The 13,243-nt window shown below is 35.8% G+C and carries 13 protein-coding genes; 4 read left to right on the top strand and 9 right to left on the bottom strand.

From position 1 onward, the window contains the following. Positions 1-666: an ABC transporter ATP-binding protein gene (locus GJU43_RS11035; RefSeq protein ID WP_154340815.1), complete on the bottom strand. Its 666-nt coding sequence runs from the start codon at positions 664-666 to the stop codon at positions 1-3. Between the two features lie 169 nt (positions 667-835). On the opposite strand from GJU43_RS11035, the gene GJU43_RS11040 reads away from it, so the two are divergent. Beyond that, positions 836-1,123, top strand: a complete 288-nt coding sequence (locus GJU43_RS11040) for a hypothetical protein (protein WP_154340816.1) — start codon at positions 836-838, stop codon at positions 1,121-1,123. Between the two features lie 7 nt (positions 1,124-1,130). Here GJU43_RS11040 and GJU43_RS11045 read toward each other — a convergent pair whose 3' ends face one another. The 6 genes from GJU43_RS11045 to GJU43_RS11070 form a co-directional block, all read right to left on the bottom strand. Then, complete coding sequence (locus GJU43_RS11045) at positions 1,131-1,433, bottom strand: DUF6787 family protein (RefSeq protein WP_154340817.1); 303 nt, start codon at positions 1,431-1,433, stop codon at positions 1,131-1,133. 32 nt (positions 1,434-1,465) lie between these two features. Beyond that, positions 1,466-1,897 carry a DUF6146 family protein gene (locus GJU43_RS11050; protein ID WP_154340818.1) on the bottom strand — a complete coding sequence of 144 codons (432 nt, stop codon included), beginning with the start codon at positions 1,895-1,897 and terminating at the stop codon, positions 1,466-1,468. 240 nt (positions 1,898-2,137) lie between these two features. Continuing rightward, the gene (locus tag GJU43_RS11055) at positions 2,138-2,698 is read right to left on the bottom strand and encodes a hypothetical protein (protein WP_154340819.1); all 561 of its coding nucleotides are present in this window, start codon (positions 2,696-2,698) and stop codon (positions 2,138-2,140) included. A 105-nt stretch (positions 2,699-2,803) separates the two neighbouring features. Continuing rightward, complete coding sequence (locus GJU43_RS11060; RefSeq protein WP_154340820.1) at positions 2,804-3,754, bottom strand: D-2-hydroxyacid dehydrogenase; 951 nt, start codon at positions 3,752-3,754, stop codon at positions 2,804-2,806. Positions 3,755-3,905: 151 nt separating this feature from the next. After that, complete coding sequence (gene serC / locus GJU43_RS11065; RefSeq protein ID WP_154340821.1) at positions 3,906-4,976, bottom strand: 3-phosphoserine/phosphohydroxythreonine transaminase; 1,071 nt, start codon at positions 4,974-4,976, stop codon at positions 3,906-3,908. A 92-nt stretch (positions 4,977-5,068) separates the two neighbouring features. After that, the gene (locus GJU43_RS11070; protein WP_154340822.1) at positions 5,069-6,142 is read right to left on the bottom strand and encodes an acyl-CoA reductase; all 1,074 of its coding nucleotides are present in this window, start codon (positions 6,140-6,142) and stop codon (positions 5,069-5,071) included. Between the two features lie 158 nt (positions 6,143-6,300). On the opposite strand from GJU43_RS11070, the gene GJU43_RS11075 reads away from it, so the two are divergent. After that, positions 6,301-6,651: a 4Fe-4S dicluster domain-containing protein gene (locus GJU43_RS11075; protein ID WP_132037845.1), complete on the top strand. Its 351-nt coding sequence runs from the start codon at positions 6,301-6,303 to the stop codon at positions 6,649-6,651. 161 nt (positions 6,652-6,812) lie between these two features. After that, a complete protein-coding gene (locus tag GJU43_RS11080) occupies positions 6,813-7,976 on the top strand; it encodes a hypothetical protein (protein ID WP_154340823.1) in 1,164 nt (387 codons plus the stop codon). Between the two features lie 27 nt (positions 7,977-8,003). Here the strand turns inward: GJU43_RS11080 and GJU43_RS11085 are convergent, their stop codons facing one another. After that, positions 8,004-8,750, bottom strand: a complete 747-nt coding sequence (locus GJU43_RS11085) for a class I SAM-dependent methyltransferase (protein WP_154340824.1) — start codon at positions 8,748-8,750, stop codon at positions 8,004-8,006. A gap of 80 nt (positions 8,751-8,830) precedes the next feature. Then, positions 8,831-11,521, bottom strand: a complete 2,691-nt coding sequence (locus tag GJU43_RS11090; RefSeq protein WP_154340825.1) for a TonB-dependent receptor — start codon at positions 11,519-11,521, stop codon at positions 8,831-8,833. A gap of 326 nt (positions 11,522-11,847) precedes the next feature. Between GJU43_RS11090 and ychF the strand changes: the two genes are divergently transcribed. After that, on the top strand, positions 11,848-12,942 hold the full coding sequence (gene ychF, locus GJU43_RS11095; RefSeq protein ID WP_042564141.1) for a redox-regulated ATPase YchF: 1,095 nt from the start codon (positions 11,848-11,850) through the stop codon (positions 12,940-12,942). Positions 12,943-13,243 lie beyond the last annotated feature (301 nt).

Consider the following 13,243-nt stretch of genomic DNA (forward strand, 5'->3'; position numbering starts at 1 on the left):
TTAAGAAATTATTTGCCCGTCTGACATGATAAGTTTTCTGTCGGCCATATTGGCTAATTCTTCGTTGTGCGTAACGATCACGAAAGTCTGACCGAATTCGTCGCGCAGCTGAAAAAATAACTGGTGCAGGTTTTCGGCAGAATGCGTATCCAGATTACCTGAAGGTTCATCGGCAAAAATAACGTCAGGTTTATTGATTAAAGCCCTTGCAACAGCTACACGTTGTTGTTCTCCGCCAGAAAGTTCGTTTGGTTTGTGATTTATTCTGTGCGACAAACCAAGATATTCTAATAATCTTTTGGCTTCTTTTTCGGTTTCTGATTTTGATTTATTAGCTAAATAAGCAGGGATGCAAACATTCTCCAAGGCAGTAAATTCCGGTAATAACTGGTGAAACTGAAAAATAAAGCCCAAATTTAAATTTCTGAATTTTGATAATGCTTTGTCGTTAAAACCCAGTATATTTTCTCCGTTTATAATTAATGAAGTTTCAGTTTCTGATTTTGATGGTTTGTCAAGTGTTCCTAAAATTTGCAGTAAGGTTGTCTTTCCGGCTCCGGAAGCGCCAACAATTGAAACAATTTCCCCTTTTTTAATATGCAAATCAACGCCTTTTAAAACTTCAAGCTGATCGTAGAATTTATGTATATTTTTTGCGTGTATCATTTATGAAACTGTTTTTACAAAGAAACAAAGATTCTGCTGAAATCGTAAGCTGTTCTAACAGAATTTTAGGAACAATATTTGATTGTAGGTGGAAGATCATTTTATAAATGTAAAACCTCTGATTTGTAATAAGTTGGTTTTTAAATAAAATAGCACTAAATTTAGAAATATGAAAGAAGAAATAATTGTAAAGGACGAAAAAACGAAAAAGCTTTTATTAGGGTTGCTTTTTGATGCAATCGGAATGCTGACTTTTACAATTCCTCTTGTGGGGGAATTTGCCGATGTTGTCTGGGCACCGCTTGCCGGTTTTTTAATGACTTACATGTACAAAGGACGAGTGGGGAGAGTAGCGGGTATTTTGACTTTTGTTGAAGAAATTCTGCCTTTTACAGATATAATTCCGTCGTTTACACTGACATGGATTTATACCTATTACATAGAGAGGAAAAAATAAAAACTTTTTAATCTTTAAACAAAAATCCAAGTCCCATGCTTTTGAGCATTCTCTTTTCAAAGTTCCAAAAGAAACGAAACTGGCCGAAAATAGTTCCTATCGCTACCAATAAAACCTGATAAATAGGGAAGATAATAATCAGTCTGATTAGGGTAAACCATCCGCCAAAATCTTCTTTGGTGATTCCCAGCCAAACACAAAACGGCTTAGACAAATAGGCCGATGCCGATCCGGTGATGGCAAAAACAATAAAAATAATGATGAGTTGGAAGTTTGAGGTGATTCCCCAACGTTGCTTTAATTTATTCATTTTTATTTATAATGATTACAAATATAACAACATTATCTGGAAGGAACATAGCCCCAAAGTTTTTGTTTGTACCTATTTTGAAAATAAATCATGTAATTATAAATGAGGTAATTTACCTCGTATCCATAATTGATTGCGGGATTATAATTAATATTCATTTCATATAAACCCGGATTGTAACGTTGCGGCTGCAAAACACGATTATTCCATTCGTTTATGTACAAAATATTTTTTGACTCCAGATAACTTTGGGAGTAGTAATTTCTCGGATAAGCCCTTGAGGCAAGCCATGTACTAAAACCATTGTCGATAATAATTACTTCGTATTCTAAAGAATCATTGGCAATTCGTACCGTATCGTTTAAGGCTACGTCCATATTTACCGGCTCACTTACATTGGTTTTGGCAGTGGAGCAGGCGATGATCGTACCTAAAATTACAAGGATGTAAACGAAGTTTTTCATGACTTTTAATTTGAATCTAAAGGTACGAAAAAAAAGGTACTGAGATACTAAGTTTCTGAGGTGCTAAGATTTTGAGGTGCAAAGGTACAAAGACTGAGTGTTAAAAATAATAAAGCTGTTTGTCTAAGACAAACAGCTTTATATGTTTTGAAAATCGAAGAGAAAACCTTTGTAACTCTGAACCTTAAAAAAAACCTTAGCGCCTCAGAGCCTTAGTACCTTTGCACCTTTTAAAAAAACCTATCTTCCAAACAGTTTACCAATAAATCCGGAGATGCCTCCTTTGCTTTTGGTGATGACCATAACATCTGCTACATCTACTTTCCCGTCTGCATTTTGGTCCAGGCCAAACTGCATTCCGTATTTCGAGATCGTATCCATAATTCCGGATGCCTGTCCGCTGTTTCCGGCAATGGCTCCAATAATATCTGAAATCTGAAAACTGCTGTCGTTTGGATCTTTTGCTTTATTGACTAGTGAATTTAATACCTTTGGAATAATACTGGAAGCAACTCCTGAAGAATCTGCATTGCTTAATCCGAATTTTTCACCAAGACTACCGGTCAGTTGTTGTGTTATTTGTTGTACCACCGGATTGGAATTGTCTATTGGAGTACTTCCGTTAAATAAACCAGCCAATTGTTCTGCACCGCCTTCCGAAGCAATTTTCTGCAGTCCTGCAAAAATGGAGTTACCGGTTTCGGCTATTACAGCTTCATTATGTTCGTTCGGGACCGCGCTGTTATTGACAACTGCATCGCCTCCGTATTGTTGCACTAATTGCGTTAATTGTTCAAACATGATTTAGATTTTTTTAGATTGGTAACTTCAAATTTAATAAAAAAAGAAAAGGGATTTATTAAACAATGTTAATAAATCCCTTTTAAAATATTTAATTACAGTTAATTAGCTTAATAAAGTAATGATTTGTGAAGCTAACTCCGTACCGATTCTGTCTTGTGCTTCTCCTGTTGCAGCTCCAATGTGGGGTGTCAAGGAAATTTTAGGGTGCATTAAGATTGTCATTTCCGGTTTTGGCTCGCTTTCAAAAACGTCCAGTCCTGCAAATGCTACTTTTCCGGAATCTAAAGCTTTTATCAATGCTACTTCATCAATCACACCACCACGGGCACAATTTACGATTCCAACACCATCTTTCATGATTTCAAATTCTTTCTCTCCAATGATGTAACCATCCTGAGCAGGAACGTGTAACGTAATGAAATCCGCTTCTTTAAATAAAGATTCTAATGATTGAGAAACGATTGTGGTAGTGATAGACTGACCGTCAAAAAACTCCACTTTTATATCCACAGTCGGAATAAAACTATCCGCAGCGATTACTTTCATACCTAAACCAAGCGCCATTTTTGCAGTAGCCTGACCAATACGTCCGATACCAACAATTCCAAGCGTTTTTCCTCTTAATTCAATACCGTTTGCATAGGCTTTTTTCAAACCGTCAAAGTTTGAATCTCCTTCAAGAGGCATATTTCTGTTGGAATCATGTAAAAAACGAACACCTGAAAATAAGTGTCCAAATACCAGTTCAGCAACAGATTCTGACGATGAAGCCGGTGTATTGATTACGTGAATTCCTTTACTTTTGGCATAATCAACATCAATATTATCCATACCAACACCGCCACGGCCAATAATTTTAAGCCCCGGGCAGGCATCAATAATATCTTTGCGAACTTTAGTCGCACTGCGCACTAAAACTACGCTTACGTTGTTTTCGTTTACAAAATTAGCCACTTGTTCCTGTGCTACTTTTGTTGTTATAACTTCAAATCCACCTTTTTCTAAAGCTAGAATTCCACTTTTAGAAATTCCATCATTGGCTAATACTTTCATTATGTGTTTATTTGTTTGTTTGGTTAATTGGTTAATCGTTACGATTTAGGGAATTAACTTGTGTTATAATTTTTTCTTTTTGATTAGGAGGTTAGTCTCAGTCTCGGTCTCAGTTCTAAATTAACTGAAAACTGAAAACTGAGACTGCAAACTAAACTTTAGACTCCAAAGCTTTCATCACATCCACCAATACCTGAACACTTTCGATCGGCATTGCGTTGTAGATAGAGGCTCTGTAACCACCAACAGAACGGTGTCCCGGCAATCCTGAGATATTGGCTTCTTTCCAAAGCGCATCAAAAGTTGCAGCGTGATCCGGATTGTTCAGTAAGAAAGTAACATTCATTTTAGAACGGTCTTCCACTGCTGCAGCTCCTTTAAATAATGGGTTTCTGTCGATTTCAGCATAAAGTAAAGCCGCTTTCGCGTCGTTTAATTTTTCGATTGCTGCAACACCACCGTTACTTTTAATCCATTGCAGGGTTAACAAAGAAACGTAAACGGCAAAAACAGGAGGTGTATTGTACATACTTTCTGCTTTGATATGTTTGGCGTAGTCTAACATGCTTGGAATAGTTCTTCCGCTTTTCTCCAGGATTTCTTCTTTAACTACTACTAAAGTCGTTCCTGCAGGTCCCATATTTTTTTGGGCTCCGGCGTAGATTAAATCAAATTTGGAGAAATCTAAATTGCGTGAAAAAATATCAGAACTCATATCGCAAACAACAGGAATAGTTGTTGTCGGGAATTCTTTCATCTGAGTTCCAAAAATCGTATTGTTACTGGTGCAGTGAAAATAATCTGCATCAGCCGGTATTTCGTATCCTTTTGGGATATGATTGTAATTTTCTTCTTTTGAAGTAGCTACGACAACAGTTTCTCCAAAGTTTTTAGCTTCTTTGATGGCAGCTGTTGCCCAGGTTCCTGAATCTAAGTAAGCGGCTTTTCCGTTTTCTTTCATCAAATTGTATGGAGCCATTAAGAATGCAGTACTGGCACCACCTTGTAAAAATAAAGCCTGATATCCTTTTCCTTCAAGTCCTAATAATTCTAAAGCAAGCGAACGGGCTTCTTCCATTACAGCAACAAAATCTTTGCTTCTGTGCGAAATTTCAAGGATAGATAGTCCTGAATCATTGAAATTTAAAACGGCTTTTGATGCTTTCTCAAAAACTTCCTGTGGTAAAATACTTGGTCCTGCGCTGTAGTTGTGTTTTTTCATGGTATAGTTAATAGACGAAAATTTTAAAAACGCAAATTTCGGCAATAGGAGCTGAAAAAGCGATAAATTATTCGAAATAATTAAACATTTTTTTACTTTGTTGTTAACAAAAACGTTATAGTATCTACGTTATCTGCATAATCCCACAATTGCGGATTTTGGGTCTGTCCGAAGGGAATATTATTTTTGCCGGAATCAGTGCTGACGATACACTGAATTTGTTCAGCATCAGCTTCAAGACGTTTTTCGAGATCCTCACGACTTTCATAAAATTCGTGAAAAACACTCGAAATAGGAGAGGCATAACTGGAATCTTCTTTTAATGTCAGAAAGCCATTGTCGAGTAATTTGAAATTACTCATTAAAAAAACAGCCTTATTGTAGTCGTAATTGTTAGCGTATTTTTCGTAGTGAATGACGTCCTGATATTTGAAAATAGCTTCAAAAAAGGCATCAAATTTATAATCTTTCGGGACAAAAAGCTTCGAAACATTGCGACAGCCTAATCCGAAATACCTGAAAATATCTTCACCTAATGCTTCCAGTTGTTCTTTGGTTTCATTTCCGTTTAAAACTGCTACTGAATTTCTGTTTTTGCGGATGATAGAGGGTTTATCTTTAAAATAATATTCAAAATAACGGGCTGTATTATTGCTTCCGGTGGCGATTACGGCATCGAAATTTTCTAGTTTTCCTTCCACGAAAGTGATTTTATCCGAAAATTCCGGGTTAACGGCAATGATGTATCTGGCTAAAAACGGCAGCAGATGCTGGTCATTTGAAGATGTTTTTACAAGTGCTTTATGTCCGCTTATCAAAACCGATAAAAAATCATGGAAACCAACCAATGGAATATTTCCGGCTAAAATCAGCGCCACATTTTTCCCGTTTTCTTTATTCTGAGCGGTCTCTAAAGAATAGTCAGAAAGCCATTTTGTGATGTTTTCTTCTGTTAAAGCGTCTGCCCAGGACTGAAGGGCAAAATAGACCTGTTCAGGCGTATACCATCCATTATGAGATTGTGATAAATGAATCAGCTTTTCGAAATCATCAAAAAATAAATCGTTATGTAAAACATCCGATTTTTTGGTTGTATTGTTTTCAGAAAATTGTTTTAAGAATTTCCCTAATTCAACAAAAACACTTTTTTTTGTTTCTAATGTCATAATGTTTGTTTATGAATAGTTTTGATTGTAATTTTGCACAAAAATAAGTTTTTTTAGCGTTAAGCGGTAAGCTTTATGCAATAAGCTTTAATTTTTGAAAAATAATATTTTAGAAATAGCTTAAAGCCTAAAACTTAAAGCATAAAATAATATAAAAGATGGCAATAATTATAACCGACGAATGTATTAACTGCGGAGCTTGTGAACCGGAATGCCCAAATACAGCAATTTATGAAGGAGCTGATGATTGGAGATATAAAGATGGAACAGCCCTTTCAGGAAAAATAATCTTACCGGACGGAACTGAAGTGGATGCAGATGATGCACAAACTCCAATTTCTGATGAAGTATATTATATAGTTCCGGGGAAATGTACGGAATGCAAAGGTTTTCATGATGAACCTCAATGTGCTGCCGTATGTCCTGTAGATTGTTGTGTGCCGGATGATAACCACGTAGAAGATGAAGAAACTTTGTTGGCGCGTCAGGCTTTTCTGCATAACGAATAACAGATAACGTAACCGATAAATAAAAGAACCTGAGTAGTTTAGCTCAGGTTTTTTTATGTCTTAATGTGTAAGTATCTCGTATTAAATTGGGATTTAATGTTTTATTTTTGTTAATTTGATTGATTTATTAACAATTGTTTGATAATAGTAAGTAATAGCCTATGAAGGGACTACTAATTTTGTTTGTTGTATTTTTTAGTGAAAGTATTTTTGCTCAGAATACCGAATATTCTATTGTTGTAAAGGATATAGAAACACAGCTTCCTATTGAGAATGCAACTATTGTTATTATGAAAACCAAACAAATTTTATTAAGCAATGAAGATGGTAAAGTGACTTTTGTGTTAAGCGGAGGGTCAAACGTTCAGGTTTCTGAAACCAATTACGAGAATTTAACCATTCGCTGGGCAAGTTTAAAAGAAAATGAATTTACGGTTTACTTAAAAAGTAAAGACAACAAACTGGATGAAATTGTTTTGTCGAAAGAATCTCCCCAGAAAATCCTTCGGAAAATTGTACTGAACTCACGTGCAAAGTTAGCGATGCCCTGTCGGCTAAAAGTGTATGTAAGGGAATTTTTTATGCTGAACAATCAATATTCTTATTACAATGACGGACTCGTGAATTTTCAGTTTGGAGTCAGTCAGAAAAAAGTTTCCACGACTTTATTAGTAGAGCAAAACCGGTCTTATGGCTTACTGGAAAAGGATATAAGTGCTGATTTAAAAGGGTATAATTTGAATAATATCATGGAAAATTACTCGAACCTGAGCTATTTTGACCCAATTTTAGATTCAAAAGCAAAAAAAGAATACGATTTTATTACCAAAGGACATCCCGTTAATAAAGATTACTATATAATGAATGTTACGCCGTTGGATAAATCTAAAACAGCAGTTGATAATTTTGAAATTATATACGACCCTTTAAAAAAAAAAATCATTGAATTCTCGATCATTATCACTCCCGGAACTTTGGCTGAAACAGTAGATAAAGCAGCTGTTGGCTCCAAGAATGTAACGCGATCGTTAGTGAAAGTAAATTACCGGCTCGATGGCCCGGACTATTATGTACTGAGTTCAAATGAAGAGATCGCTTATGATCTCGTTTTGAAAGATCAGGTCAAAAATATTCAGGTGCGGAATAATTTTATCACAACAAATTTCAGTAAACAGAAATTTACGTACAGGGAAAGTGATGTCTTTAAAGACAAGACCCTTTTTAATAAAAAAAATAAGGTCCTGACCAATTACTGGAATATCTCCGGATTTACAGCCACTGATGAAGAAAAGACACTGATTGATTCCTTAGAATTTAAAATGTAAATAAAACGTGATTTCCTCTCCCGTTTTTTATGATTTTTTCTTTGCTACAATAACATAAGTGTCGTAGGCATAGGTTTTTCTGTCGATGGTTTTTAGTATTTCAAAATTATTGAGATACAGGAAAAGCTCTATTTCATTGCGCGTGAAAACACGAACGGTTGAAAAATCATTTTCAATAACTTCTTTTTTGCCATTTACAACAGTGTAGTATTCCGCACTCCAGTCTAACATGAAATTTTCGAGGGACTGGTTCACGTCCCAATGGCTATCTCTCTTGTAATTTACGTTTTCGTACGCTGCTTCATGTGTGATTAGTAAATTTTCCTTAATGAAAGGAATAAAGCGGTTCGCGTCGATAAAATCAAAAATGATAATGCCATGCTCCTTGCTGTTTTTGTAAAGAGCATCAAAAGTTTTATTGATATCGTTGTTGGTAATCAGATAACTCGTGGACCTTCCTGTGATTAAAATAGCATCTACAGGCTGATCAAGTTTGAAATCGCGCATGTCACCTTGTATAAAAGCACAATTTTTGTTTCGTTCTTTAGCGATTTCGATCATACTTTCGCTGTAATCAAGACCCAGGTAGTTTTGGTTGTTTTCCTCGAATCGTTTGGCGAGGTTTCCCGTTCCGCTTCCAATTTCCAGAATACTGGAACAATTATTTTCCTGAATCAGATTATTATAAAAAGCATACTCTTCGTCATAATTAACAAAAGTCTGGTACATCGCATCGTAAATCGCGGCCATTTTGCCGTCGTATAAATTTGCCATAACAATTGGTTTTTAAGTATAAAAGTATAAAAAAAAGGGCTGTCATAAGACAACCCTTTTCAATTATTAAAAGGCTGAACTTAGAATTTATAGTTTACAGATAAATTAAATATAGTTCCTAATTGACTGAAATGTGAACCATCATATGAAGTCGTAGGATAACGACCATTAAAAGTCAATAAATTATATTGACGCTTTGTTTGAACAGGGTCTGCTAACAAAACTTCTCCATCTGCATTTTTTGCTACAAATTCCCATTCCGGTAAAACATTAAAGATGTTGTTTACATTTAAAGCGATAGTGAATTTTTCGGTAGCATTAAAATTAATGCCTAAGTCTGTAACAACTTTAGGAATAAATCGTGTATCTAAGTCAGGATTATATTGACCTTGTGGTTTAGAACTATCAAAAGTTGCTATACCATCCTGATGAAAACTAGCCTCTCCGAAATAAGTATTATTTAAAGAAAATCCAAACTTACCAATTTCGTAATTAGCACCCAATATCCATTTTGTTTTTGGTCTTGAGGTAAAAGTCAAAGCGTCCAGAATTGGTCCAAATGAGTTGTTGGTCACAGGAGAAATTCTTTCGTTTTGGAATGTAATGTTTCCGGATAAATTAAAGCCTAATTTACCTTCTCCAATTCCAATATTATTATAGCTTGTTACTACATCTAAACCAGATGTTCTGGAATCAAATGAGTTAGAAAACCAGGCTACATTTCCAAACGGAGTATTTTGTCTGTCTCCCAGTACAATTCTGTCTTCTACTTTAATATTATAATAATCGACGGTTACATTTAAATTTTTGAAAGGTTTTGCACCAAGACCTACAGTAATATTAGTTGATTTCTCAGGAGATAAAGAAGGTATTCCCAATTGACGTGCCTGAGGAGAAACATTACTGATAATTCCACTTACCTGAATTCCCTGTCCGGCTACGAAAGAGTATTGTGATTTTTGCGTGTAAATCTGGTGTAAAGTTGGTGCTCTGAAACCTGTTGATACAGAACCTCTTAAAGTAATTTTGTCATCAAGGAACTTATATCTTGTACTGGCTTTCCAAACCGTTGCTCCTCCAAAATCGCTATATTCTTCATGGCGAACTGTTCCGTTTATCAAAAAGTCTTTTGTGATATCAAAAGCAACGTCTAAATAAACCCCCACATTATATCTGTTCCATTTTCCTGAATTTTCAGGTCTGTTTCCTGCAAAAGAATCCGCTCCGGTTCCGTCCCAGGATGCTTTAACTCCTTCAATAACTTCAAAATTCTCCGATCTGAACTCAGACCCAAATCCAATACTGATTTGGTCTGATACAATCTTAGAAATATCAATATTTCCAACCACGTGATTAAAAGAAGTTCCGCCTGGTTTAAAAGAGATGGGGCTATTTTCTCTGTATACATTTTCGCCGTTTTCATCAAGGATAGCAGATCTGTTTACAGAGTTGTTTACAGTGTACAATTGTTTGTTGCCACCAACAGTTATACTGGCATCCGTATTCCATCCATTTTTTACATTTTTGAAACCTAATGTACCGTTATAGTCAAATAAGTCCCCTTCAAAAGTTGGCACATATCCTTCGTAAACTCTATTGGCACCAGTACCTTTTCCGAAAAAATCAATAAGGTAAGGATCGTCAGCCAAAGTTCTCCAGTATGGCGTTCTGTAGTTGGCAAATGATTTTACTTTTTTGTAAACATAAGCGGCATTATAATATAATTTTGTATTATCGCTGATATCATTACCACCATTAATTAAAAATTTAGCAGCAGCTGTCTCCGGAGAACCATTAATATTTCCTGCATCCGGATATTTAGCAAGAAAAGCCTGAACGTCTGCCAAATTAGCGCCAAAATCCCCGGCATCTCCTTCTGCATCAACATTTCCCGGTCTGTTAGCCAATTTTACTTTAGAAAAATCAATTGTATAATTCAGGAAACCTTTTTCTCCGACAGTTGTACCCTGGTTTAAACTTGCACCAAGCATTTCTCCGTCTCCTTCAGAAGTAATCCCGCTTCTTACTGTTAAAGATCCATCTGTGTTGTTTTTCTTTAAAATGATGTTCATAACCCCGGCAATCGCATCAGACCCGTATTGGGCAGAGGCTCCGTCACGAAGAATTTCCACTCTTTCGATAGCGTCTGTTGGGATGGCAGAAATATCTGCACCTGTTTCACCACGTCCCGGAGAGGTCTGTACGTAAAGCAAAGAACTTAAATTTTTACGTTTACCATTAATAAGGATCAAAGTTCTGCTTGGTCCCATGTTTCTGATTTCGTACGGATCCAGCAATGAAGTAGCATCATTTACAGGAGTTTGTACCGTATTAAAAGACGGGATTTTGTATTGCAGTGCCTTGTCAAATGTCGCTTGTCCGGTGGACGTTAAATCCTTGGAGGATAAAACATCAATTGGCAATGCAGTAGTGGTATTACTTCTTGCGGCTGTTCTGGATCCTGTCACAACAACTTCGTCAAGATTTTGTCCGCCTTCTTCAGATAAAGCAACATCTATTTTAGAGGCATTGGCCAGCCTGGTAACGCTGTTGTAGCCTACATAAGTAAAAATTAGGGATGCGCCTTCTTTAACTGTAATCTTATAAGATCCGTCGATATCGGTGGATACACCATTGTTAGTTCCTTTTTCAACAATGTTCACTCCAGGCAGAGGGGTACCTGTATTGTCTTTTACTACACCCGTTACTTGCTGTTGCGCAAAAATAATGACAGTGTTAAAGAGAAATAATAGTAATGCAATTTTTTTCATGGTTAATCTTTTTTGGTTAATTCTATTTTGGTTTGTTAAATATTGAGATAAAAGTAGGTTTATTTAACAAAACATTATAAAAAAGTTTAATTTTTTTTAAGAAATGTCGTAAAAAAACATATATCATCATTTTTTGTTTAGTTACGAGCTATTAAATCTTATATTTGCAAAATTTTAGCCTTAAAATGTATTATTTTGACAAAATTTAGGCTTTAATAAAAAATAAGTATAGTACGATTAAATCATTACTAAATAATTGGAAGCTAGCTCAATAAAATTAGTAGCTGAGGCGATCGAAATCAAATAAAAAACAAATTTATCTACAGATGAAAGCAGGAATTGTAGGATTGCCAAATGTTGGAAAATCAACATTATTTAATTGTTTATCTAATGCAAAAGCGCAAAGTGCAAACTTTCCGTTTTGTACTATCGAACCTAATATTGGTGTTGTAAACGTTCCGGATCCGAGAATCAATAAATTAGAAGAATTGGTAAAACCAGAACGTGTACAAATGGCAACAGTTGATATTGTCGATATCGCAGGTTTGGTAAAAGGAGCCAGTAAAGGCGAAGGTCTTGGAAACCAATTTTTAGGAAACATTAGAGAGTGTAATGCTATTATTCACGTATTGCGTTGTTTTGACAATGACAATATTGTACACGTTGATGGAAATGTAAATCCGATTCGTGACAAGGAAACGATTGATATTGAACTTCAGCTGAAAGATTTGGAAACCGTTGAAAAACGTTTGGAGAAAGTAAATCGTGCCGCTAAAACCGGAAACAAAGAAGCACAAACCGAAAAAGCACTTTTAGACAGGATCAGAGAATCTTTATTACAGGCTAAATCGGCTCGTACTGTTGTACCTCAGGGGAACGATGAAGAAGTTTTAATGGAATCTTTTCAGCTGATTACGGCAAAACCAGTTTTATACGTTTGTAATGTGGATGAAAATTCAGCCGTAAACGGAAACAAATATGTAGATCAGGTTCGTGAACTGGTAAAAGACGAAGATGCTGAAGTGATCATCCTTTCAGTAGGAGCAGAGGCTGATATTACCGAATTAGAAAGCTACGAAGAGCGTCAGGTTTTTCTTGAAGATATGGGATTAACAGAGCCGGGAGCTTCCGTTTTAATTCGTGCCGCTTACAAATTATTAAAACAACAAACGTACTTTACTGCCGGTGTAAAAGAGGTTCGTGCCTGGACGATTAATATCGGAGCTACAGCACCACAGGCTGCCGGAGTAATCCATACTGATTTCGAGAAAGGTTTTATCCGTGCAGAGGTAATTTCATACGAAGATTATGTTCAATATGGTTCAGAAGCAAAAGCAAAAGAAGCAGGAAAGTTCAAAGTAGAAGGAAAAGAATACGTTGTAAAAGATGGTGATGTGATGCATTTCCGTTTTAATGTTTAATTTTCTTTTTTTAGAATATAGAGTAAAGAAGAAAGAGAATAGAGGGACTGCTGGAGGAATTCAGCAGTTTTTTTATGCGTAACTTTAGAATATAGAGTAAAGAAGAAAGAGAATAGAGGGACTGCTGGAGAAATTCAGCAGTTTTTTTATGCGTAATTGTCAGGCTGATCGTAGTCGAAGCCTTTTTTAGTTTAGCAAGCCTTCGACTCCGCTCAGGATGACAGTCTTTTTTAAAAATCGAGCATGGGAAAGATGTAAAATTTCCAAAAAAAGCAAGAATTCAGATTTTTTAATTATTGCT

The organism is Flavobacterium sp. LC2016-23 (genome assembly GCF_009674775.1).
Lineage (GTDB): Bacteria > Bacteroidota > Bacteroidia > Flavobacteriales > Flavobacteriaceae > Flavobacterium.